This is a genomic window from Martelella alba (genome assembly GCF_005217455.1).
In the GTDB taxonomy this organism is placed as follows: domain Bacteria; phylum Pseudomonadota; class Gammaproteobacteria; order Enterobacterales; family Enterobacteriaceae; genus Acerihabitans.
In genome coordinates, this window is the sequence record NZ_SZPQ01000001.1 from 467,051 (window position 1) to 489,469 (window position 22,419).

The window sequence follows — 22,419 nt, forward strand, 5'->3', positions numbered from 1 at the left end:
GATCGTCGCGGTTACTTGGAAATATCCTGTCCGAAGTAACGGATCGAAATCGTCTTGTAAGTTCCGTCAGCTTTAATCTGGTCCAGCGCATCGTTTAGGGCTTTCACCAGCTCGGGCTGGTTTTTGCGCACAAGAATGCCGGAAGGCGCGTTGCCGGGCTGGGATGCCACCACTTTCAAAGGCGCGTTCGGTTGATGTTTCTTGAAATCCAGATAGGAGAGATTGTCGTTAAGCGTCGCGGCGGCGCGCCGGCTCAGCACCAGTTCGATTGATTGGTTGAAGCCGTCGTTGGGGACGATTTCGGCGCCATATTTGGTCGCCAACTGCCCAAAATTGCTGGTCATGCTCTGGGCCGCCTTTTGCCCCTTCAAGTCGGCGAAACCTTTGATAGTGGTATTATCGCTACGGGTAATCAGCACCACTTTGGAATCGATATAAGGTTTGGAGAAGTCATATTTGGCCTGCCGTTCCGGCGTGATGCCCACTTCATTGATGACCGCATCGTACCGTTTGGCATCGAGGCCGGCTATCAGACCGTCCCAGCGGCCTTCGACGAACTTGGCCTTAACGCCGAGTTTTTGCGCGATGGCGCGGCCCAAATCCACATCGAATCCCACCAGTTTGTTATTGCTGTCATGAAAAGTGTAAGGCGCGTATGTGCCTTCGGTGCCGAAAGAAATGGTTCCGGCGGCCTTGATGGCGGCCAGTCCGTCTTCAGCCTGGGCCTGAACCGCCCCAAACGCCAGGGAGGCGGCCAGTAACGCTAATGTCGTTTTTTTCATCATTATTCCTGAATTTGCCAGTGGAAAGAACCTGCATGCCGCTGGATGCTAATCCACTCTGGATTACGCAATAAATTCCAATAAGTCATGAGAAAGACTTTTTGAGTATATACCCTGATCCCGCCAGGCGTCGTCCGGGGGAATCCATAAACGCCCGGACGGCGGGGCGAGCAAAGGCGCGGGCAAAGAAAATAATGCATCGTCCGTCGTCGGACAAGCGAAATCGAGCGGGTCCGTCGCCGAATAACGCCATAACGGTCGCGGCTATACTGGCTTCAGCGGGGCCGGCGTCCCGGCTTCCCGCGACTGGGCCGCCGGTTCCGACCGCGGTATCAAAAAAATGCGGCCCGTCTTACAATGATACCGAAAAATGCCGCGCCGACCGGCGCGGCGGTTCCTTTTCAGCCGAGGTTGCATCAGGATGGGATGATATGAACGACGAAGAATTGCTGAAGCTCAGCGCCCGAATCGGCCAGGCCCTCAAGAGAGAAGGCCGCTATATTACGTGCGCGGAGTCCTGTACCGGCGGCTGGATCGCCAAGACGATCACGGATCTCCCAGGCAGTTCCGGCTGGTTCGATCGCGGCTTCGTCACTTACAGCAACCGGGCCAAATCGGCTATGCTGGGGGTCAAGGCCAGCACGTTGGAGCAATATGGCGCCGTCAGCGCCCCGGTGGTGTTGGAAATGGCCGAGGGCGCCCTGGCGATCGCCTCGGCGGATTATGCCGTGGCGGTCAGCGGTATCGCCGGTCCGGACGGCGGATCGATCGATAAACCGGTTGGCACGGTCTGGTTCGGCTTCGCCGGGGGGCGACGCGAACCCTTCGCCCAACTGAAGCATTTTCAGGGCGGACGGGATGCCGTCCGCCGGCAGTCAGTCCATTTCGCCCTGACGACGCTGCTGGACACTTTTTTCTGAAAAAAACTTGATACTGTATGATTGTACAGTATAATCGCCGTATGATCGGCATTGACGATTGCCGGAACGGCCAAATGGGCAATCCAAATGGGCAATCCAAATGAGCAATAGGGCAGCGGTGCCGCTCCCTGCGCAACAGGACGAAAGGAGTTGAAATGGCTATTGATGAGAACAAGCAAAAGGCGTTGGCGGCGGCGTTGAGCCAGATTGAGAAGCAGTTTGGCAAAGGCTCCATCATGCGCCTGGGTGAAGATAGGTCCATGGATGTCGAAACCATCTCCACTGGCTCTTTGTCCCTCGATATCGCGTTGGGCGCCGGCGGTTTGCCCATGGGGCGCATTGTTGAAATCTATGGGCCCGAGTCCTCCGGCAAAACCACCTTGACCCTCCAGGTCATCGCCTCGGCGCAGCGCGAAGGCAAGACCTGCGCGTTTATCGACGCCGAACACGCCCTTGATCCCATCTATGCCAAAAAACTGGGCGTGGATATCGATAATCTGCTTTGTTCACAACCGGATACCGGCGAGCAAGCGCTGGAAATTTGCGATGCCTTGACCCGCTCCGGCGCGGTGGATGTCATCATCGTCGACTCCGTCGCCGCATTGACGCCCAAGGCGGAAATTGAGGGGGAAATCGGCGATTCCCACATGGGGCTGGCGGCGCGCATGATGAGCCAGGCAATGCGCAAACTGGCGGGCAATCTCAAAAACGCCAACACGCTATTGATATTTATCAACCAAATCCGCATGAAGATCGGCGTCATGTTCGGCAACCCGGAAACCACCACCGGCGGCAACGCTCTCAAGTTCTATGCGTCCGTGCGCCTTGATATACGCCGTATTGGATCCATCAAGGAAGGCGAAACGGTGGTGGGCAGCGAAACCCGCGTCAAAGTGGTTAAAAACAAGGTGGCCGCGCCTTTCAAGCAAGCTGAATTTCAGATCCTCTACGGTGAAGGCATCAATATCTATGGAGAGCTGGTGGATTTGGGCGTTAAGCACAAATTGATCGAAAAAGCCGGTGCCTGGTACAGCTATAACGGTGAGAAAATCGGTCAGGGCAAAGCCAATGCCTGTCAGTTTCTTAAGGATCGCCCCGAAGTGACCGCCGAATTGGATAAAAAACTGCGTGATATGCTGTTGCATAATTCCGCCGCCAGCTTCGGGGGCGATGGCGAGGCTTTCGATGAAAATACCGTTGATGAAAGCAGTGAGGAAATGTGATCGCCAGAGATTCAGCATCCGCTGAAGCGCGCGTAACGGTATCGGTTTCGTTGCTGGATCAAGCTATGCGCATATTATCGCGCCGGGATCATAGCGAGGCGGAACTGCGTAGTAAGTTAAAGGCGGTCATGGCGAGGGATCGACTGAAATCCTCCCTGCCGCCGCAAGAACCTGAACGGCGCGCGCGGGTCGAGCTTGATGAGGTCATCGACTATTGCCGACGGCGTGACTGGTTGAATGACAGTCGTTTTACCGCGAGTTATGTGACGAGCCGCAGTAACAAAGGTTATGGTGAACAGAAGATCCGCGCTGAACTTAAGCAAAAAGGGGTGAAGCGCGAGATTATTGATGCCGCTTTCGCTGAGGCGGCCATCGATCGTCCGGCCCAAGCCATGAGCGTTGCTCAAAAAAAATTTGGGCAACCGTTGCCAGCCGGGCGCCTGGAGAAGATCAAAGTGCAGCGTTACCTGCTTGCACGGGGCTTTTCCTTTGAAGAGATCCAGGCCATCTATACAAATTCTATACGCTAACGTATCCGTATTGTATCGCAGTGGCCGGCGAGCGGCGCATTTGTCGCCAACGTCGTCGCCAAAGTGGCAACCAGTAGCATGACGAGTATAAATTCATAAAATTGATTGCTGTTGGATTTTACTTCGCCGCAAAGAAAACTTATCTTATTCCCACTTTTGAGTTGTGAACGCTACTGTAGCGTCGCGATAGTGCGCTATTCTGTTTTCGATTTGTTCGTTTATACTCTGAATTATTCGCGTTGCACAAAGGCGGCGACGCGGCAGCCCTCCGGTCGCTGGCTTGTCAGACGGCCAGGGCGAGCGGGTAAAGCCGGCCTGCCGGCAGCGCGAAACGTGACGAGTATAGCTTGATTCCAGGACTACTATGAGCAAGAGCACCGCTGAGATCCGTCAAGCGTTTCTCGATTTTTTCCATAGCAAAGGACACCAGGTCGTTGCGAGCAGTTCCCTGGTGCCTGAAAACGATCCGACATTATTATTCACCAATGCCGGCATGAATCAGTTCAAGGACGTGTTCCTCGGCCTGGATAACCGGTCCTATCATCGCGCCACCACATCGCAGCGCTGCGTGCGTGCGGGCGGAAAGCATAATGATTTGGAGAATGTCGGCTATACCGCCCGTCACCACACTTTCTTTGAAATGCTGGGCAACTTCAGCTTTGGCGACTATTTCAAAAAAGACGCTATCAGTTTCGCCTGGGAATTGTTGACCGGCGAGCAATGGTTCAATTTGCCGGAGGAAAAGCTGTGGGTGACCGTTTATGCCACCGACGACGAAGCCTACGACATCTGGGCCAACGAAGTGGGCGTGCCGAGCGAGCGCATTGTTCGGATTGGCGATAACAAAGGTAGCGCCTACGCCTCGGACAACTTCTGGCAAATGGGCGATACCGGCCCTTGCGGCCCTTGCTCGGAAATCTTTTACGACCACGGCGACCATATCTGGGGCGGCCCTCCGGGCAGTCCGGAAGAAGATGGCGATCGCTATATCGAAATATGGAACCTGGTGTTCATGCAGTTTAACCGTCAATCGGACGGCACGCTGTTACCGTTGCCGAAACCTTCGGTGGATACCGGCATGGGTTTGGAACGCATTGCCGCGGTGTTGCAGCATGTGGATTCCAATTACGATATCGATCTGTTCCAAACCCTTATCGCCGAAGTGGCCAAGGTCACCGGTAGCCGTGACCTGGCCAGCAAATCCCTGCGGGTTATCGCGGATCATATCCGTTCCTGCGCCTTTCTGGTGGCTGATGGCGTCGTCCCCGCCAATGAGGGCCGAGGCTACGTATTACGCCGCATCATTCGCCGCGCGGTGCGCCACGGCAACATGCTGGGCGCTCGGGAAGCCTTTTTCTATAAGCTGGTTGGTCCGCTGATCGACGTCATGGGGCCGGCGGCCGAGAGTATGAGGCAGCAACGTGCCGCGGTCGAACAGGTGCTGCGCGCCGAAGAGGAGCAGTTCGCCCGCACCCTTGAGCGCGGTTTGGCGCTACTGGATGAGGAACTGGCGAAATTGCAGGGCGATACGTTGGATGGGGAAACGGCGTTCCGTTTATACGACACTTATGGTTTCCCCTTGGATCTCACCGCCGACGTTTGCCGGGAACGGCAGTTGAAAGTGGACGAGCAGGGATTCGATCGCGCCATGGAGGAACAGCGCCGTCGCGCCCGCGAATCCAGCGGCTTCGGTGCGGATTACAACAGTATGGTCCGGGTGGAAAACCCCAGTCGGTTCTTCGGCTACGATGAACTTCGCCATCGGGGAAACGTCACCGCGCTGTTTCGCAATGGCGAAGCGGTAAACGTGATCGGTCCTGGAGAGGAGGCGGTCGTTGTATTGGATGAAACGCCTTTCTACGGCGAGTCGGGCGGGCAGGTCGGCGACCAGGGCGAGCTGAACGCGTCCTTGGGCCTGTTTAAGGTCGAGGATACGCAAAAATACGGCAAGGCTATCGGCCATCTCGGTCGGCTGACGTTCGGAGAGCTGAAGATCGGCGAGGAAGTCGCCGCCTGTGTCGACCCGTCCCGGCGCGATCGCATTCGCCTGAACCATTCCGCGACCCATTTGCTACATGCCGCGTTGCGTCAGGTGCTTGGCACGCATGTGGCGCAAAAAGGGTCGTTGGTGAGCGATCAGTATCTGCGATTCGATTTTTCTCATCACGAAGCCATGAAACCCGAACAGATCCGGGCCGTTGAGAATATCGTCAACGCGCAGATACGGCGCAACCTGCCCATCACCACCGATATCATGGATCTTGAGGCGGCTCGCGCCAAAGGCGCCATGGCGCTCTTCGGCGAGAAATACGACGCGCAGGTCAGGGTGCTGGCCATGGGTGATTTTTCCACTGAGCTTTGCGGTGGCACCCATGCGTCGCGAACCGGCGATATCGGCTTGTTCCATATCCTGTCCGAATCGGGCACCGCGGCCGGTATCCGCCGGATTGAAGCCGTCACAGGCGAAGGCGCCCTGGCGGCCGTCAACCAGCAAATCGATGTGCTGCATGACCTTTCCCAACTGATGAAGGGTGACAGCCAGAGCCTGCCGGAGAAAATAAAAGTTTTGTTGGAACGTAATCGTCAACTGGAAAAGGATCTCCAGCAGCTCAAAAACCAGCAGGCCGCCCAGGAAAGCGCCACATTGACGCAGTCTGTGAAACAGGTTAAGGGCGTTAAGGTTTTGGTCAGTAAACTGAACGATACCGAGGCCAAGTTGTTGCGTACCATGGTCGATGATTTAAAAAATCAGCTGGGGTCCGCCGTGATTGTCCTGGCGACTGTCAACGACGGCAAGGTCAGCCTGATCGTTGGCGTCACCAAGGATTTGACCGATCGGGTCAAAGCTGGCGAACTGGTAGGCCATCTGGCCGCGCAGGTGGGCGGTAAGGGTGGCGGACGTCCCGATATGGCGCAGGCGGGCGGCAGCGATGTTGAATCGCTGCCCGCCGCGTTGGCGAGTGTCGAGGGCTTCCTGGCAGCGAAATTTTAGGCAAGATAAGAATACGTTATTATCAACGCCATAGCTTTCTGTTAAGTTATGGCGTTTAGATTCGCCTTGTTTTCAACTTAAAAGTTAGGCGCGAAGCTGGTCATATCGACTAAACTTATACCTGATGTTGAAAGTTGTCAGCCTGCTGGCATTTTATGTCACTAACATGACTTACGTTTTCACGGTATATGATGGATAATGGCGGGAAACTGAGAGACCCGACTCTTTTAATCTTTCAAGGAGCAAAGAATGCTTATTCTGACTCGTCGAGTTGGTGAAACCCTCATGATTGGCGATGAGGTAACGGTTACGGTTTTAGGAGTCAAGGGCAACCAGGTACGTATCGGTGTCAACGCGCCTAAAGAAGTTTCTGTTCACCGTGAAGAAATATACCAGCGCATCCAGGCTGAAAAGTCGCAACAAAACCCATTCTGATTTCATTGCGCCTTGCGTTAGCGGGGCGTAGCTATTTATGCGTCACCTTTTTCTTATTCGAACCTGATTATTCCCTCATTTCATGTTCTTCTTGCCTGTCAGACGGGGCGGAGGCGGGATGAGGCATCATTGCGCTGGCGTTCTGGTCAAGTTGCATGGCTTTTGTCCAAACGCTCGGAGGATGGGAAAAATTGTTTGACTTATCAGGCCGGGAAAGTAATATGTGCGCCACGCAGTGCCGATGAGCTTTACTGTTGGCATGTGGGTGAGGTGGCCGAGAGGCTGAAGGCGCTCCCCTGCTAAGGGAGTATACGGTCAAAAGCTGTATCGAGGGTTCGAATCCCTCCCTCACCGCCATTTGCTGTGCATCCATAGCTCAGCTGGATAGAGTACTCGGCTACGAACCGAGCGGTCGGAGGTTCGAATCCTCCTGGATGCACCATTTACTGCGCTGTCTTCATGGCGGTAATAAAATGTGCAGTAATATTAAACTATGACTCGGGCTGTAACGGCTCAGTGATTAATGCATTAGCCTTAATGGTTTAGTTTAATAGGTAATATATTGGATCTGACTTGTAAAAAGGATTAAACAATTAATCCTGGAATCGAGTTATAATATTCCAATAGGTAAGTTTTTGTTACGCTGCATCCATAGCTCAGCTGGATAGAGTACTCGGCTACGAACCGAGCGGTCGGAGGTTCGAATCCTCCTGGATGCACCATCTACTGTTGACTTCTTCTCCTTGGGAAGCAAGAAGGTGTCGGGGCAAGGTGCTTTCGTGTTAAGTCCTCGGCATATCGGCAACATAAAGCGGGACGCGTTTTCATCCGTTTATTTGCAACCACTCGTGGTATTGCATCCATAGCTCAGCTGGATAGAGTACTCGGCTACGAACCGAGCGGTCGGAGGTTCGAATCCTCCTGGATGCACCATTTCCCCTCTGATATGTCTTGTTCCTGTGTTGTTCCCATGTTCACCACGCAATGCCCTTAATGTGGCCGAGCCAGGCTTTCCATAGCCTCTTGACTGACTGCTATCGCTCGCCTGAGGGACGGCGCTTACACGCCTTGCATTGTCCCGTGTCCGCCAGAACGGATAAATGCCGCGAAACTACTGCGCATGGCGCCATCCCCGGCGTGCCGCTAACAGAAAAAGCGACAACTTTATGACTTTGGGTTACAGTATGGCCCTATTACTCGCATCAGGATGCAACGATGTACGATCAATACGAGGGGCTGATCTTCGATATGGACGGCACGCTGCTGGATACGGAATCAACCCATCGCAAAGCCTGGCATCAAGTTCTTAAACGATATGACATGCAGTTCGACGAGGCTGCGATGGTATCGTTAAACGGTTCGCCGACCTGGCTTGTCGCAAAAACGATAATCGATACATACCGCTCCACTCTGGATCCCCACCTGCTGGCCCGGGAGAAAACCGAAGTGGCGCAAGCCATGCTGTTCGATGAAGTCCGGCCTTTGCCGCTGGTGTCGCTGGTCAAACATTATCACGGCAAACGGCCGATGGCGGTCGGCACGGGAAGCGAACATCGACTGGCTGTTTCGTTGCTCGACCACCTGGGCTTACTGTCCTATTTCGATGCCGTGGTCGGGGCCGACGATGTCAGCCGGCATAAACCGCACCCGGAAACTTTCTTAAAGTGCGCTGAACTGTTGCGGGTGCGGCCGGAAAGATGCGTCGTGTTCGAAGACGCCGATTTCGGCGTCATGGCCGCCCGCTCGGCATCAATGGCCTGCGTGGATGTCCGAATCGCCCACTGGTGACCGGACGCGCCAGTCTGGCCAACAGAGGACACGCCGTCGAATGTGGTCCGAAATAGCACAACCGCACACGGAAATTCAGCAAGGGCATGCGTTAATAACCAGGATATTTCCAGAGTTCGCGCGTCGCGGTAATGCCGGGAACATCCCACTTGCCGCCTCGACGCATCTTGAATGATTTTTGAGTAGAGATAGTCATAAATGGGCAGATTAAATTATGCTTACCCAATATAAAACCCACTGCGGGAGGTCAATTTGATCCCGGATGTATCAGCAGCGCTGTCATGGCTGGAAGCGCATCCCCACGCACTGAAGGGTATCCGCCGAGGGGTGGAGCGCGAAACGTTGCGTATTTCCCCCCAGGGCCGTTTGGCGCAAACCCCGCATCCCGAATGCCTGGGCGCGGCGTTAACCCATAAATGGATCACCACCGATTTCGCTGAGGCCTTACTGGAATTTATTACGCCGGTGGATGACGACGTCAACCATATGTTGGCCGTACTGCGGGATGTGCATCGCTATGTGGCTCGCCATTTGGGCGATGAACGGATGTGGCCGCTGAGTATGCCGTGTTTCATCGATAACGCCCAGCCCATTGAACTCGCGCAATACGGCTCGTCCAATCTGGGCCGCTTCAAAACGCTTTACCGGGAAGGACTCAAAAATCGCTATGGCGCTTTGATGCAAGTGATCTCCGGCGTTCACTACAATTTTTCCCTGCCGTTGGCTTTTTGGCAGGCGCGCGCCGGGATCACCGATGAAATCAGCGGCAAAGAGGCCATTTCAGCCGGCTATCTGCGCCTTATCCGCAATTATTATCGTTTTGGCTGGATCATTCCCTACCTTTTTGGCGCTTCTCCGGCCATTTGTTCGTCTTTCCTCAATGGTCGCGACACACAGCTTCCGTTCGAGAAAGGCGAATCCGGTATGATTTATCTCCCCCATGCCACATCGTTACGGCTCAGCGATTTGGGTTATACCAACAAGTCGCAAAGCCAACTGGGCATTACCTTCAATCGCCTGTCCGATTATATCGCCGCCCTAAGACGCGCTATCCGCACGCCGTCCACGGAATATGAACGCATCGGCCTGAAACGGAACGGTAGATACTTGCAGGTGAATACCAATATCCTGCAAATTGAAAATGAGCTGTATGCGCCGATACGTCCCAAACGTGTGACGAACGAAAACGAATCCCCCTCGCAAGCGTTGCTGCGCGGCGGTATTGAGTATATCGAAGTGCGTTCCCTGGATATCAACCCGTTCTCGCCGATAGGCATTGATGAGCAACAGGCCCGTTTCCTGGATCTTTTCTTGATCTGGTGTACTTTAGCCGAGGCGCCGGAAATGTCCGCCGACGAACTGCAGTGCACCCGCGCTAACTGGAACAGCGTTATACTTGAAGGGCGCAAGCCCGGATTGCTGCTGAGCGTCGATTGCGGCGCGGCGCGTGTTCCACTGGCCGAGGCGGGTCTTACCTTGTTTGAGGATTTGCGCCGGGTAGCCCATATCCTCGATCACAATAATCATAATCGCCTTTATCGCCAGAGTTGCGATGAGCTGGCTGCCGGTTTTAACAACCCGGAACTGACGTTTTCGGCCCGGATCCTGAACGCCATGAAGAAGCAGGGCATCAGCGGGCTGGGCCTGTCGCTGGCTAATGAGTATCGCCGGATGTTGAGCGATGAGCCCCTTGAGGTGCTTGATGAACGTGCCTTCACGGCCGAGCAGGCACGTTCATGGCAGCGTCAACGCAAGCTGGAGGCATCGGATACGGTGAGTTTTGACGAATATCTGCTGCGGCGGCATGGCGGTGAGTAAAAAGAAAAGGCCACAGAAGCTGTGGCCAAATAAACATCTCTGAAGACAGGGATGATGATAACAAATGCGCGTCTTTCACTATGTGAGACTCGTGGCCAGGAAAAAAGTTTCCCCAGATCAGCAAAAAAATAAATTTTTTAATAGGAGGTGACGATATGCCACTTTTGGATAGCTTTACCGTAGACCATACCCGTATGGCCGCGCCAGCGGTTCGGGTCGCCAAGACCATGAAAACCCCCCATGGCGATACCATTACCGTTTTCGATTTGCGTTTTTGCCGGCCCAACGAAGAGATCATGCCGGAGCGCGGCATTCATACCCTGGAACATCTGTTTGCCGGGTTCATGCGTAATCACCTCAACGGCAATGGGGTGGAAATCGTCGATATCTCGCCGATGGGTTGCCGTACCGGTTTTTATATGAGCCTTATCGGCGCGCCGGATGAACAGCGGGTCGCCAACGCGTGGAAAGCGGCAATGGAAGATGTGCTGAAAGTCGCCGATCAGCGCAAAATTCCAGAACTGAACGAATATCAGTGCGGCTCCTACCGCATGCACTCGCTGACGGAAGCGCAGGACATCGCCCGGCATATTCTTGACAGCGATGTCCGGGTCAACCACAACGATGAGCTGGCCTTGCCGAAGGAGAAACTGGCCGAGTTGCACATCTGACCTGACCGCCATTCAAGACATCCCGCCGTCCGGCGAGAGCCGGAGGGCGTTTGACGGTCTGCCCGCGGCGCGGAACTTTTGGGACTGGCGTCTACGTATCCGCCTTATCGGCTCTCATCCAGACCGCTTTTCAGCGCCTTAAGCGGCGTGATGCGAACTTGCTTTATCATATTGTCCTGCACCAGCAGAATTTCGATTTGATAATGGCCGACCTCCGTCAAGGTGCCCTCGGCGGGGATATCCTGCAATTCCTCCAAGAGCATACCGTTTACCGTCCGCGCCTCATCCTCAGGCAGCGTCCAGTTGAATGCCTTGTTCAACTCGCGGATATTGGCGCCGCCTTCGATCAATACCGAGCCATCGCTTTGCGGGACGACTTCTTCGGCCAGGGAGGGCGACATAGATGTGGTAAAGTCGCCGACGATTTCCTCAAGGATATCCTCCACGGTGATTAAACCCTGGATATCGCCGTATTCATCCACCACCAACCCGACTTTTTCTTTGTTACGCTGAAATTTGACCAATTGGACATTGAGCGGCGTCCCCTCCGGTATGTAATAAATCTCATCGGCGGCACGCAGCAGGTTTTCCTTGGTGAACTCCTGCTTTTCAGTCATCAGCCGGTAGGCTTCACGGACGCGCAGCATGCTGATGGCGTCATCGAGATTATCGCGGTACAACACGATGCGACCGTGCGGGGAATGGGTCAATTGCCGGATGATGGATTTCCATTCGTCGTTGACATTGATACCGACGATTTCGTTACGCGGCACCATGATATTGCCGACGGTAACTTTTTCCAGGTCCAGCACCGAAATCAGCATGTCCTGGTTGCGCCGTGAAATCAGCGATCGGGATTCGCTGACGATAGAACGCAGCTCGTCCTTGCTCAGGGCGTCGTTAAGATTTGACGGCACCTTGATACCCATCATCCGCATCAATAACCGGGTAATGATATTGAGCAGCCACACCAGCGGCAGCATGATTTTTTGCAGCGGCATGAGAATCAGGCTGCTTGGTAACGCGATGTGTTCCGGATAAAGCGCCGCAACGGTTTTCGGCAGCACCTCGGCGAACAGCAGGATAACGAAAGTGAGAATACCCGTGGCCATGGCCACGCCCACGTCGCCATACAACCGCATGCCGATAATGGTGGCCAGGGCCGAAGCGAGGATATTCACCAGATTATTGCCGATCAACACCAGGCTCAGCAGGCGATCAGTACGACGCAACAATTTATCCACTCGCCTGGCGGCGCGGTTGCCTTGCTTGGCCAGATGCCGCAGACGGTAGCGGTTGAGCGTCATCATTCCGGTTTCCGAGGCGGAAAAATAAGCGGAAACCAGCACCATAATTATCAGAATTATCAATAGGGTACTGGTCGAAACCTGTTCCAACGTGGGGATTCCCCTTAAATAAACCCGTAAACGGGCGTCCGACGGGCGCGGATTCAGCCCGCCATGATATCTTGCCAGATGCGGCTGCCAAAATAGGCAAAGGTGAGCAGCAATATCCCCAGCAGGCTCAGCCATACCACCGGGCGGCCCCGCCATCCCTCACGGTAATGTCCCCACAATAAAACAACATAAACCAACCAGGCCGCAATAGAGAGAACCGCCTTATGCTCGTTTTCGCCGCTGAACAGATCGCGCAGATACAACAGACCCGTGCCGAGCGTCAGCGTCAGCAAAACGACGCCCACTTGGGTAATATGGAACATTTTACGCTCTATCGTCATCAGCGGCGGCAGATCGGCGCTGAAACTCAGTTGCTTGGTTTTAAGCAGATGGTCCAGCCAAGCCAGTTGACCGGCATACAATGCGGCGATAACCAACACGGCATAGGAAAACAGCGCCAAGCCGATATGCACCAGCAACCCCGGCGTGCTTTCCAGATGCGTAATGAATTCTCCCGGCATGAGGCTGGCGGCCGCCAGATGCAGCATGGCCAAGATATAAACCACCGGCAGCAGGAACCAGCCGCGGTTGCGGCTCGCCACCACGGTCATGACTACGCAAATCATCAGGCTGACGGTGGAACCGATATTGATAAGGCTCAGGTTCAGTCCCATCCGCGCCGGCGATATCCAGAAATACAGCGAGCAGGCATGGCTTACCAGCGCCACGGCGGCCGATAGCAGCGCCAGCCTCCGGTAGACGCTATTCCTGCGCAGGACACCGGGCAGGATCAGACCAAGACTCAATGCGTAGGCGAGAAACGACAGCAGGGCAATCCAGGGCATACGGTTTGGGGCTTAACTAAAGAAATTGAAATGAATAGTATACCGCCGCCGGTCTTCCGCTCCAACCGTTCTCATCGTCAATGCAGCGATCCTTTGCGGCTTCATGTTATACTCATCATCCTTCACGTTGCCACTTTGTCGGCGGCGCTCCCTTGCCGCCGCGATGCAACTTGAATTCATTAAGATATATAATCGGTTACCGATGTCGCATCCGCGGCCGGACTTCAGGTTGAGTAGAGAACGATGTTTGAAAATTTATCCGATCGATTATCCCGTTCATTGCGCAATATCAGCGGCCGGGGCCGCCTGACCGAAGACAACATAAAAGATACGCTCCGTGAAGTGCGTATGGCGCTGCTTGAAGCCGACGTGGCGTTGCCCGTGGTGCGCGAGTTTATCAACCGGGTCAAGGAAAGCGCCCTTGGACAGGAAGTCAACAAAAGCCTGACGCCGGGCCAGGAATTTGTCAAGATTGTCCGTACCGAACTGGTGAACGCCATGGGCGAGCATAACAGCGAGCTCAACCTGGCCGCCCAGCCGCCGGCGGTGGTGCTGATGGCGGGCCTGCAAGGCGCCGGGAAAACCACCAGCGTGGCGAAACTGGGCCGGCATCTGCGTGAAAAACACAAGAAAAAGGTGCTGGTGGTCTCGGCGGACGTTTACCGTCCGGCGGCGATTAAGCAACTGGAAACGCTGGCACGGTCCGTCGAGGTGGATTTTTTCCCTTCCGACGCCAATCAGCGGCCGCTGGATATCGTTCGGCAGGCGCTACAGCAAGCGAAACTGAAGTTCTACGATGTTCTGCTGGTGGATACCGCCGGCCGCTTGCATGTCGACGAAGCCATGATGGAGGAAATCAAGCAAGTCCACGCGGCCATCAATCCGGTGGAAACGCTGTTCGTGGTGGATGCCATGACCGGCCAGGACGCCGCCAATACCGCCAAAGCGTTCAATGAGGCGTTGCCGCTGACCGGCGTGGTGCTCACCAAAGTCGACGGCGACGCTCGCGGCGGCGCGGCGTTATCCATCAGGCACATTACCGGCAAGCCGATCAAATTCCTGGGGGTTGGGGAAAAAACCGAGGCGTTGGAGCCCTTCCATCCGGATCGTGTCGCCAGCCGCATTCTCGGCATGGGCGATGTGCTGTCGCTTATCGAGGACATCGAAAGCAAAGTGGATCGCGCCCAGGCGGAGAAGCTGGCCAATAAACTGAAAAAAGGCGATGGTTTCGATCTTACCGATTTTCTCGACCAGCTTAAGCAGATGCGCAACATGGGCGGCATGGCCAGCATGATGAGCAAATTGCCGGGCATGGGCCAGCTGCCGGCCAACGTCAAATCGCAGATGGATGATCAAGTGCTGGTCCGGATGGAAGCCATCATCAATTCGATGACGCTAAAAGAGCGCGCCCAGCCGGAGATCATCAAGGGCTCCCGTAAACGTCGCATCGCCGGCGGATGCGGATTGCAGGTACAGGACGTCAATCGTATGCTCAAGCAATTCGACGATATGCAGCGTATGATGAAAAAGATGAAAAAAGGCGGTATGGCGAAAATGCTGCGCGGGATGAAGGGGATGATGCCGCCCGGTTTTCCCGGACGTTAACTAGCGATTGCTTTTCGCCCCGAAACGAGTAAAATTTTGGGGCTTTTAAATATGGCAACCGGACCCCGTTCCTCGATGGGGCCCGGTTGTTTTATTCACTAAAGAGGATGTTATGGTAACAATTCGTTTGGCACGTGGCGGCGCAAAAAAACGCCCGTTCTATCAAATCGTCGTGACCGACAGCCGCAACGCGCGCGACGGTCGCTTTATCGAACGCATCGGTTTCTTCAATCCGATCGCAACCGGTCAGGCCGAAGCGCTGCGCGTGGATTTGGATCGCGTTGACCATTGGGTCGGCCTGGGCGCAACCGTTTCTGATCGCGTCAGCTCGCTTATCAAAGACGCCAAAAAAGCGGCCTGATAGGTCGCGGTGATGGCAATGAGCAAACAAAACGGCATTGCGGCTCCCACCAAGCCGGTGGTGTTGGGCAAGATGGGATCGGCATATGGTATCCGCGGTTGGCTCAGAGTGTTTTCTTCCACGGAAGAATCCGAAAGCATTTTTGATTATCAGCCCTGGTTCGTGAAACGGGCCGGCGTCTGGCAACACGTCGAGCTGGAAGGTTGGAAACGCCATAATGATGATTTAATCATCAAGATCAAGGGCATGGAAGACCGGGAAGCCGCGAGCTTGTTGACGAACTGCGAGATCGTCGTCGACTCGACGCAACTACCGCCGCTGGACGAGGGCGACTATTACTGGAAGGATCTTATCGGCTGCCAGGTGGTCAACACCGCGGGCTACCGGCTAGGCGCCGTCATTGATATGATGGAGACCGGCTCCAATGATGTCCTGGTGGTAAAAGCCGACCTGAAGGATGCCTTCGGTATGCAGGAACGCTTGATTCCGTTCCTCGACGGGCAGGTTATCAAACACGTTGATCTCGACGCTCGGAAAATCGAGGTCGAATGGGATCCGGATTTCTGATCCCGTGGATCAACCGGTGGTAATGGGTGGAACGGTATGATGTGGATTGGGGTCATAAGCCTGTTTCCCGACATTTTCCGCGCCGTCACCGATTACGGGGTAACCGGCCGGGCGGTAAAAAACGGCCTGTTGGCCGTGCAGTGCTGGAATCCACGTGATTTCGCGCATGATCGTCATCGTACCGTGGACGAACGCCCCTATGGCGGCGGTCCGGGCATGCTGATGATGGTCGAGCCCTTGAGGGACGCGATTCACGAGGCGAAAAAAAAGGCGGGCGAAGGGGCGAAGGTGATGTATCTCTCCCCTCAGGGACGCAAACTCGATCAGCAAGGTGTGAGCGAGTTGGCCGCGAATCCGAAAATGATTCTGGTTTGCGGTCGGTATGAGGGAATCGATGAGCGCCTGATAGCCACCGAAATCGACCAAGAATGGTCGATAGGCGACTATGTGCTCAGCGGGGGCGAATTGGCGGCGATGGCGGTTATTGACTCGGTTTCCCGGTTTATCCCCGGTGTGCTGGGGCATGAAATGTCGGCGGCCGAGGATTCCTTCGCCGAGGGGCTGCTGGATTGTCCCCATTATACCCGGCCCGAGGTGTTGGCGGGCATGGAGGTTCCGGCGGTGTTATTGTCGGGCAATCATGCCGAGATTCGTCGCTGGCGTTTGAAGCAGTCCCTTGGCCGCACATGGCTTAGAAGACCTGAGCTTCTGGAAAGCCTAGCTCTGACTGACGAGCAAGCGAAGTTGCTGGCTGAATTCCAACGGGAATATCAATCCGCCCAGCAGCACTATTAAAGGTGCCGGCATGGTCCGGGTCACCTGAATTATCAGTTTATCTAGGGTAAGAGACCTATTATGAGCAACATTATCAAACAACTTGAAGAAGAGCAGATGAAGCAAAACGTGCCTTCATTTCGTCCGGGCGATTCCGTCGAAGTGAAAGTATGGGTCGTTGAAGGCAGCAAAAGACGTCTGCAGGCATTCGAGGGCGTGGTTATCGCTATCCGTAACCGCGGCCTGCATTCTGCATTCACTGTTCGCAAAATTTCCAACGGCGAAGGCGTGGAACGTGTCTTTCAGACGCATTCCCCTGTTATCGACAGCATTGAAGTGAAGCGCCGCGGCGCTGTCCGCAAGGCCAAACTGTACTACCTGCGTGAACGTACCGGTAAGTCCGCTCGTATCAAAGAGCGTCTTAACTAAGCGGTACGCTTTCGCGACATCCGAAAGTAGCGGGGCCGGCTGTCAAGCCGGCCCTTTTGTTCGCGTAAACCTGTACTCGCCATACCCTTGCGCTCAATGCCCTTTACCGCGTTACGGCGCGATAACCGGATCAATGTGATCGATCCCGTCCTGCCAGGCCCGTTTCAAGTGTTCCGCGTCAGGCACGCCGTCGCAACTGGCGGGAAAATTGCGGTGTTGTTCGCCCCACCGTTTGAGTGTTTGCGGCCGGCAAAAATCCATTTGACCGGCGTCGTACCCTTTGAGGTACTGATCACGGTCCACCTGCGGATTGCCGTACCACTCCGCCAGCGTGTCATTGTCGCGAACCGCCTTGCCGGCCAACGCATCACGGTAACCCGCCTGATACCAGGGTGATGCGGCCCGGGTGCCGCCCGACGGTAACGGGTCGGAGGAGCCACAACCGCCAAGAAGAAATAACAATCCGCATAAGACGGCGATTTTCCTGAACATTATGACATCCGTGATGAAAGGGATTGGCACCATCATAGGGGCTATTCGGTCATTAGGCGATAGCGTTTTATCTCGTATATTTCCATCAATAACCCATAATATGTTATGACGTCGCCGGTAATACCGTCTCTTCGGTATTAAGCAAGGTCAATTCAAAACTGTACATTTAATTTTACACCTATCTCTTATCGATCCGTTGAGGAATGCCGGTTTGCGGCAATCGCAGAAGTAATATCATGGCAATTTTTGCCAAATGCCTTGTTAATAATGGCTATTTTCTCTCGTGCAACCGTGCTTGATGCCGCTGAAAACCCCCTTGTATGACACCTTAAAGGCGTTTGCAGGTAGTAATATTATTTTTACAGTTATGGATTGAAAACTTTACGACTCATGATATCGTATAGGCCATACACCGGCGGACGACAGGGGTGGCGTCGCGCGGTATCCTCTTTTTTCAGGACATCATCATGCAAAAAGACGCGCTGAACAATGTGCATATCACCGACGAACAGGTCATCATTACGCCGGATGAATTGAAACGGCAGTTTCCGCTGTCCCGTCAAGAGCAGCAGAGCATTGCCGCCGCGCGGCAAACTATCGCCAATATCATTCATGGTCGCGATTCTCGACTGCTTATCGTCTGTGGTCCTTGTTCCATACACGATCCCGACTCCGCACTGGACTATGCGCGGCGGCTAAAAGCCTTGTCGGACGAATTGCAAGACCGGTTATTTATCGTGATGCGGGTCTATTTTGAAAAACCGCGTACCACCGTGGGCTGGAAGGGACTCATCAATGACCCCTACATGGACGGCTCATTCGATGTGGAATCCGGCCTGAAAATCGCCCGTGGCCTGCTGCTGGACTTGGTCCGGATGGGATTGCCGCTGGCGACCGAAGCGCTGGATCCCAATAGCCCGCAATACCTGGGCGATCTGTTTAGTTGGTCGGCCATTGGGGCGCGTACCACCGAATCGCAAACCCACCGGGAAATGGCCTCCGGGCTATCGATGCCGGTCGGTTTCAAAAATGGCACCGACGGCAGTTTGTCCACCGCGATCAATGCCATGCGGGCCGCCGCCATGGCTCACCGTTTTCTGGGCATCAACCAGGCGGGGCAGGTCAGCTTGTTGCAGACCCGTGGTAATCCGGATGGGCATGTCATCCTGCGCGGCGGCAAAATGCCCAATTACCATCCGCGGGATATCCTTGATTGCGAAGAACAGATGGCCAAAGCCGGACTCAACGCGGCTTTAATGATCGATTGCAGCCACGGCAATTCCAGCAAGGATTACCGTCGCCAAAACGAGGTGGCGCAATCGGTGCTAGAGCAACTCAAGGGGGGCAACCGTTCCATTATCGGTCTGATGCTGGAAAGCCATATTCACGAAGGCAATCAATCCTCGGAATTGCCGCGCGATGAAATGCGTTACGGCGTTTCGGTCACTGACGCCTGTATCAGTTGGCCGACAACCGATACACTGTTACGACAGATGCATGATGAGCTGCGCAGTGTCCTGACAGACCGGGCGGCGGGGGAATAAGACGTATGGTTGCCGAGCTGAACGCATTACGCGATCACATTGACGAAGTGGATAAGGCGTTGTTGGTGCTACTGGCCAAACGGTTGCAACTGGTCGCAGAGGTGGGTGAAGTAAAAAGCCGCTACGGTTTGCCTATCTACGCGCCCGAGCGGGAAGCCGCCATGCTGGCGTCGCGGCGGAGCGAAGCCGCCGCGCAGGGCGTGCCCCCCGATTTAATCGAGGATGTGCTCAGACGGGTCATGCGCGAGTCTTACAGTAGCGAGAACGACAAGGGCTTTAAAACGCTGCATCCACACTTGCGCCCGGTGGTGATTATTGGCGGGCGGGGGCAGATGGGCGTCCTGTTTGAAAAAATGCTCACGCTGTCCGGTTATCAGGTCAGAATATTTGAGCAGGAGGATTGGCCGCGCGCGGAATCGCTAGTGGCCGATGCGGGCATGGTGATTGTCAGTGTGCCCATACACTTGACCGTTAGCGTGATCGAACGCTTGCCGCCGCTACCGGAAGATTGCATTTTGCTGGATGTCGCTTCGGTAAAAAACGCGCCGCTGCAAGCGATGCTGGCGGCCCATCCCGGGCCGGTGCTGGGGTTGCACCCCATGTTCGGCCCCGACAGCGGCAGTCTGGCCAAACAAGTCGTGGTCTATTGCGATGGCCGACAACCGGAAGCCTATCAATGGCTGTTGGAGCAAATCCAGGTATGGGGCGCCAGATTGCATCGCATCAGCGCCGTGGAACACGACCAGAATATGGCCTTTATCCAGGCGTTACGGCATTTCGCCACTTTCGCTTACGGCATGCATCTGGCGGAAGAAAACGTTCAGTTGGAGCAGTTGCTGGCCCTCTCTTCCCCCATTTATCGGCTGGAGCTGGTCATGATCGGCCGATTATTCGCGCAAGATCCGCAATTATACGCGGATATCATTATGTCGTCGCAAGGCAACCTGGCGCTGATTAAACGTTACTATGCGCACTTCGGCGAGGCGATCGCATTGTTGGAACACGGCGATAAAGCGGCTTTTATCGCCCGTTTCAAGAAAATCGAACAGTGGTTCGGCAGCTATGCCCAGCGCTTTCTGGAAGAAAGCCGGCTGCTGCTGCGCCAGGCCAACGACAGCCGTACCTGAAATCGGTCGATAGGCGTCGTCGGACGATCTTCTTTATCCATTGCCGACACCGCGCACCGGTCGGCGCGGCGCCCGACGCCCCGGCGCCGTCAACGGGGATTCACCGGAACAACATTCTCGCTGGGATAACATCCCAGGACTTTCAGCGAACGGGTAATGGCCCCCAGATCCGCCAGCGCCTTTTGCATGGCCGCATCGCGCAGGTTGGCCTGTACGTCGATATAAAACATTTCTTCGTAAGGATTGCCGCGAATAGGCCGTGATTCCAACCGGGTCATCACGATGCCCTGATCGCGCAGGACCAGCAACGCCTCCACCAAAGCGCCCGATTGCTGGCCGGTGGCCATGATGAACGTGGTTTTAGCCGGTACTTGTTCCGATACCTCGATGGCCTTGCGGGCCAGAATGATAAAGCGGGTAAAATTTTGCTGCTGATTGGCCAGATTCTGTTCCAATACCCGTAATCCGTACAAGACGCCGCCGGGACCGCTGCCTATGGCGGCCGCCTTGGGCGAAGCGAGCGCCGCCACTTTTTCCATGGCGGCGGCGGTGCTTTCGCAATAGTCGATTTTCCATTGGGGATAGCGGGCGATGAACTGACTGCACTGCTGGAACGGCTGGGGATGGCTGTAGACCACCTCGATTTGGTCCAGGGTGGTTTCCGCGGATACCAACATGCAGTGATCGATGGGATTGGTCAGTTCGCCCACCAACGACAAATTAGTGTGCTGCAACAAATCGTAGACATCGTTGATGGATCCCGAACTGCTGTTTTCGATAGGCAATACGCCATAATCGGCTTGTCCGGTTTCCACCATTTGCACGATATCGGTGAATTTGAGACAGCCGCATTCCACCACTTGATCGAAGTAACGGGCCCCGTATTGCCGGGCGGCCAGGTGGGAATAAGATCCTTTCGGTCCGAGAAAGGCGATGCGCGCGGAGTGCTCAAGGGTTTGGTTCAAGCTGGATTGCAGTAAAGCCTGTTGCGTGAGTACCGAGTCTTCAATGATAAGCTGAAACAATCGCGTGACGTAAAATCCATCAAGATTGCGCTTTTTGCCTTCCGCCATCAGGTGCTCCAGCAGGTCGCGCTCACGGTTTTTATCGCGAATTGGCCGGTGCGTGGTCAATTTGTTGCGCGCCACATCCAGCGCCAGTTCGCGTCTTTCCGCCAACAGGGTCAACAGCTTCAGATCCAGCGCGCTGATGCTATCGCGTAACGCCGCCAAAGAGGTTTCATTCATTTTTCGTTACCTTTCACGTCCCAATAAAAAAGCCCCCTGTGGTCAGGAGGCTTTTTGTTCGTCTTCGCTTTATTTTTCACACGACGACCTGCCTCCCATTCAGGGGAAGACAAAAAAGAAAGCGAAGAAAAACGGCATCGTCGTTGGCATGTTAAGCAATTCATTCCGGTATCGTTAGCCTTTACAGTAACCGCTGGCTTTTCATTCTGTCAACATCTACTCGCTATACTTCATGATGTCTTTTTTATTGGCGGGGAAAAAACGATAAAGCCGGGAAGACGCCTTCCCGGCCTGAGGATCAAACGCGTGGGTCAAAAGACTGCGAGGTTATTTGATATCTTTACGCATTCGGCGGCCCGGCGGGCTTCGCCTTTATGCTGTACCTTGTTCAGTTGCCGTTCCAGCTTGGTGATGAGTTCGTTTACCGCGGCATACATGTCCTGGTTGCTGGCGCTGGCGACAAGTTGACCGTTAGGCGTATTCAACGTGGCATCGGCCACGAAACCCTGAGGCTGCTTTGAGAGAATGATATGGGGGTTGATCAGTTGGGTCTGCCATTTTGACAGCTTAGCCAAACGTTCTTCCACATGTTGACGAATGGCCGGGGTGATTTCCATTTGCTTACTGGTAATATTAATAATCATATCACTACCTCTCTCGCTGTTTCCGTCTACTGATTTTCAGCATACCGTGCCGGGCTGCAAAAAATGTGATTTAGATCACTTTTTTTTGGGGATTTGACGGGGGCGAATGGGTTTTGTGACCCCTCTTGGGGAATGTGCGACGAGGGCTTGAGAGTTGGCCGGCAATCAGTCATTATTGTTGGGATAAGCCATATCGGGTTTGTCTGCCAATCCGCTCCACGCCTGGCC

Annotated in this window: 20 protein-coding genes, 4 tRNA genes, 1 pseudogene and 1 other annotated feature; of the genes and pseudogenes, 19 read left to right on the forward strand and 6 right to left on the reverse strand. The window is 54.7% G+C overall.

Annotated elements, in window-relative coordinates; all coding sequences use genetic code 11:
- Positions 1–11: 11 nt before the first annotated feature.
- Positions 12–782 (reverse strand): amino acid ABC transporter substrate-binding protein, encoded by a 771-nt coding sequence (locus FCN80_RS02240; protein WP_136988250.1) that lies wholly within the window; start codon positions 780–782, stop codon positions 12–14.
- Positions 783–1,213: 431 nt separating this feature from the next.
- On the opposite strand from FCN80_RS02240, the gene pncC reads away from it, so the two are divergent.
- From pncC to luxS, 12 genes and pseudogenes are all read left to right on the forward strand, one after another.
- Complete coding sequence (gene pncC, locus FCN80_RS02245; RefSeq protein WP_136988251.1) at positions 1,214–1,702, forward strand: nicotinamide-nucleotide amidase; 489 nt, start codon at positions 1,214–1,216, stop codon at positions 1,700–1,702.
- A gap of 155 nt (positions 1,703–1,857) precedes the next feature.
- A pseudogene (gene recA, locus FCN80_RS02250) lies at positions 1,858–2,832 on the forward strand (recombinase RecA); the annotation flags it as partial.
- A gap of 89 nt (positions 2,833–2,921) precedes the next feature.
- The gene (locus FCN80_RS02255) at positions 2,922–3,455 is read left to right on the forward strand and encodes a regulatory protein RecX (RefSeq protein WP_230492435.1); all 534 of its coding nucleotides are present in this window, start codon (positions 2,922–2,924) and stop codon (positions 3,453–3,455) included.
- Positions 3,456–3,819: 364 nt separating this feature from the next.
- Positions 3,820–6,447: an alanine--tRNA ligase gene (gene alaS / locus FCN80_RS02260; RefSeq protein WP_136988253.1), complete on the forward strand. Its 2,628-nt coding sequence runs from the start codon at positions 3,820–3,822 to the stop codon at positions 6,445–6,447.
- A gap of 249 nt (positions 6,448–6,696) precedes the next feature.
- A complete protein-coding gene (gene csrA / locus FCN80_RS02265) occupies positions 6,697–6,882 on the forward strand; it encodes a carbon storage regulator CsrA (protein ID WP_132926210.1) in 186 nt (61 codons plus the stop codon).
- A 264-nt stretch (positions 6,883–7,146) separates the two neighbouring features.
- A tRNA-Ser gene (locus FCN80_RS02270) sits at positions 7,147–7,239 on the forward strand.
- A gap of 8 nt (positions 7,240–7,247) precedes the next feature.
- Positions 7,248–7,324 (forward strand) — tRNA-Arg (locus FCN80_RS02275).
- Between the two features lie 203 nt (positions 7,325–7,527).
- Positions 7,528–7,604: transfer RNA gene (locus tag FCN80_RS02280), tRNA-Arg, on the forward strand.
- Positions 7,605–7,738: 134 nt separating this feature from the next.
- Positions 7,739–7,815: transfer RNA gene (locus tag FCN80_RS02285), tRNA-Arg, on the forward strand.
- Between the two features lie 282 nt (positions 7,816–8,097).
- Entirely contained in the window at positions 8,098–8,670 is a 573-nt protein-coding gene (gene yqaB / locus FCN80_RS02290; protein ID WP_136988254.1) for a fructose-1-phosphate/6-phosphogluconate phosphatase, read from the forward strand.
- Between the two features lie 252 nt (positions 8,671–8,922).
- On the forward strand, positions 8,923–10,488 hold the full coding sequence (gene gshA, locus FCN80_RS02295) for a glutamate--cysteine ligase (RefSeq protein WP_136988255.1): 1,566 nt from the start codon (positions 8,923–8,925) through the stop codon (positions 10,486–10,488).
- A gap of 155 nt (positions 10,489–10,643) precedes the next feature.
- Positions 10,644–11,159, forward strand: coding sequence for an S-ribosylhomocysteine lyase (luxS, locus tag FCN80_RS02300; RefSeq protein WP_136988256.1), 516 nt, complete (start codon positions 10,644–10,646; stop codon positions 11,157–11,159).
- 104 nt (positions 11,160–11,263) lie between these two features.
- Here luxS and FCN80_RS02305 read toward each other — a convergent pair whose 3' ends face one another.
- Both FCN80_RS02305 and FCN80_RS02310 read right to left on the reverse strand, forming a co-directional pair.
- The gene (locus FCN80_RS02305) at positions 11,264–12,556 is read right to left on the reverse strand and encodes an HlyC/CorC family transporter (protein ID WP_136988257.1); all 1,293 of its coding nucleotides are present in this window, start codon (positions 12,554–12,556) and stop codon (positions 11,264–11,266) included.
- A 53-nt stretch (positions 12,557–12,609) separates the two neighbouring features.
- Positions 12,610–13,401, reverse strand: a complete 792-nt coding sequence (locus tag FCN80_RS02310; protein ID WP_136988258.1) for a cytochrome C assembly family protein — start codon at positions 13,399–13,401, stop codon at positions 12,610–12,612.
- Between the two features lie 243 nt (positions 13,402–13,644).
- Between FCN80_RS02310 and ffh the strand changes: the two genes are divergently transcribed.
- The 5 genes from ffh to rplS all read left to right on the forward strand — a co-directional run bounded on the left by ffh (position 13,645) and on the right by rplS (position 17,137).
- Complete coding sequence (ffh, locus tag FCN80_RS02315) at positions 13,645–15,006, forward strand: signal recognition particle protein (RefSeq protein WP_136988259.1); 1,362 nt, start codon at positions 13,645–13,647, stop codon at positions 15,004–15,006.
- A 112-nt stretch (positions 15,007–15,118) separates the two neighbouring features.
- Positions 15,119–15,367 (forward strand): 30S ribosomal protein S16, encoded by a 249-nt coding sequence (gene rpsP, locus FCN80_RS02320; RefSeq protein ID WP_136988260.1) that lies wholly within the window; start codon positions 15,119–15,121, stop codon positions 15,365–15,367.
- A gap of 18 nt (positions 15,368–15,385) precedes the next feature.
- On the forward strand, positions 15,386–15,934 hold the full coding sequence (gene rimM / locus FCN80_RS02325) for a ribosome maturation factor RimM (RefSeq protein ID WP_136988261.1): 549 nt from the start codon (positions 15,386–15,388) through the stop codon (positions 15,932–15,934).
- Between the two features lie 36 nt (positions 15,935–15,970).
- On the forward strand, positions 15,971–16,729 hold the full coding sequence (gene trmD, locus FCN80_RS02330) for a tRNA (guanosine(37)-N1)-methyltransferase TrmD (protein ID WP_230492436.1): 759 nt from the start codon (positions 15,971–15,973) through the stop codon (positions 16,727–16,729).
- Between the two features lie 60 nt (positions 16,730–16,789).
- A complete protein-coding gene (gene rplS, locus FCN80_RS02335) occupies positions 16,790–17,137 on the forward strand; it encodes a 50S ribosomal protein L19 (protein WP_136988262.1) in 348 nt (115 codons plus the stop codon).
- A gap of 111 nt (positions 17,138–17,248) precedes the next feature.
- On the opposite strand, the gene FCN80_RS02340 is transcribed toward rplS, so the two are convergent.
- Positions 17,249–17,629, reverse strand: a complete 381-nt coding sequence (locus tag FCN80_RS02340) for a DUF2799 domain-containing protein (protein WP_136988263.1) — start codon at positions 17,627–17,629, stop codon at positions 17,249–17,251.
- Positions 17,630–18,096: 467 nt separating this feature from the next.
- On the opposite strand from FCN80_RS02340, the gene FCN80_RS02345 reads away from it, so the two are divergent.
- Positions 18,097–19,173: a 3-deoxy-7-phosphoheptulonate synthase gene (locus FCN80_RS02345; protein WP_136988264.1), complete on the forward strand. Its 1,077-nt coding sequence runs from the start codon at positions 18,097–18,099 to the stop codon at positions 19,171–19,173.
- A 5-nt stretch (positions 19,174–19,178) separates the two neighbouring features.
- Positions 19,179–20,300 carry a bifunctional chorismate mutase/prephenate dehydrogenase gene (gene tyrA / locus FCN80_RS02350; RefSeq protein ID WP_136988265.1) on the forward strand — a complete coding sequence of 374 codons (1,122 nt, stop codon included), beginning with the start codon at positions 19,179–19,181 and terminating at the stop codon, positions 20,298–20,300.
- Positions 20,301–20,389: 89 nt separating this feature from the next.
- On the opposite strand, the gene pheA is transcribed toward tyrA, so the two are convergent.
- Together pheA and raiA are read right to left on the reverse strand one after the other, a co-directional pair.
- Positions 20,390–21,547: a bifunctional chorismate mutase/prephenate dehydratase gene (gene pheA, locus FCN80_RS02355; RefSeq protein WP_136988266.1), complete on the reverse strand. Its 1,158-nt coding sequence runs from the start codon at positions 21,545–21,547 to the stop codon at positions 20,390–20,392.
- A gap of 23 nt (positions 21,548–21,570) precedes the next feature.
- Positions 21,571–21,695: a sequence feature (Phe leader region), on the reverse strand.
- Positions 21,696–21,858: 163 nt separating this feature from the next.
- Positions 21,859–22,191, reverse strand: a complete 333-nt coding sequence (gene raiA / locus FCN80_RS02360; RefSeq protein ID WP_136988267.1) for a ribosome-associated translation inhibitor RaiA — start codon at positions 22,189–22,191, stop codon at positions 21,859–21,861.
- Between the last annotated feature and the right edge of the window lie 228 nt (positions 22,192–22,419).

Bases quoted from the DNA above. Each gene is read 5' to 3' on its own strand.
- FCN80_RS02240 (WP_136988250.1), bottom strand. From the start codon at position 782: ATGAAAAAAACGACATTAGCGTTACTGGCCGCCTCCCTGGCGTTTGGG.
- pncC (WP_136988251.1), top strand. From the start codon at position 1,214: ATGAACGACGAAGAATTGCTGAAGCTCAGCGCCCGAATCGGCCAGGCC.
- alaS (WP_136988253.1), top strand. From the start codon at position 3,820: ATGAGCAAGAGCACCGCTGAGATCCGTCAAGCGTTTCTCGATTTTTTC.
- csrA (WP_132926210.1), top strand. From the start codon at position 6,697: ATGCTTATTCTGACTCGTCGAGTTGGTGAAACCCTCATGATTGGCGAT.
- yqaB (WP_136988254.1), top strand. From the start codon at position 8,098: ATGTACGATCAATACGAGGGGCTGATCTTCGATATGGACGGCACGCTG.
- luxS (WP_136988256.1), top strand. From the start codon at position 10,644: ATGCCACTTTTGGATAGCTTTACCGTAGACCATACCCGTATGGCCGCG.
- FCN80_RS02310 (WP_136988258.1), bottom strand. From the start codon at position 13,401: ATGCCCTGGATTGCCCTGCTGTCGTTTCTCGCCTACGCATTGAGTCTT.
- ffh (WP_136988259.1), top strand. From the start codon at position 13,645: ATGTTTGAAAATTTATCCGATCGATTATCCCGTTCATTGCGCAATATC.
- rpsP (WP_136988260.1), top strand. From the start codon at position 15,119: ATGGTAACAATTCGTTTGGCACGTGGCGGCGCAAAAAAACGCCCGTTC.
- rimM (WP_136988261.1), top strand. From the start codon at position 15,386: ATGAGCAAACAAAACGGCATTGCGGCTCCCACCAAGCCGGTGGTGTTG.
- trmD (WP_230492436.1), top strand. From the start codon at position 15,971: ATGATGTGGATTGGGGTCATAAGCCTGTTTCCCGACATTTTCCGCGCC.
- rplS (WP_136988262.1), top strand. From the start codon at position 16,790: ATGAGCAACATTATCAAACAACTTGAAGAAGAGCAGATGAAGCAAAAC.
- FCN80_RS02340 (WP_136988263.1), bottom strand. From the start codon at position 17,629: ATGTTCAGGAAAATCGCCGTCTTATGCGGATTGTTATTTCTTCTTGGC.
- FCN80_RS02345 (WP_136988264.1), top strand. From the start codon at position 18,097: ATGCAAAAAGACGCGCTGAACAATGTGCATATCACCGACGAACAGGTC.
- tyrA (WP_136988265.1), top strand. From the start codon at position 19,179: ATGGTTGCCGAGCTGAACGCATTACGCGATCACATTGACGAAGTGGAT.
- pheA (WP_136988266.1), bottom strand. From the start codon at position 21,547: ATGAATGAAACCTCTTTGGCGGCGTTACGCGATAGCATCAGCGCGCTG.
- raiA (WP_136988267.1), bottom strand. From the start codon at position 22,191: ATGATTATTAATATTACCAGTAAGCAAATGGAAATCACCCCGGCCATT.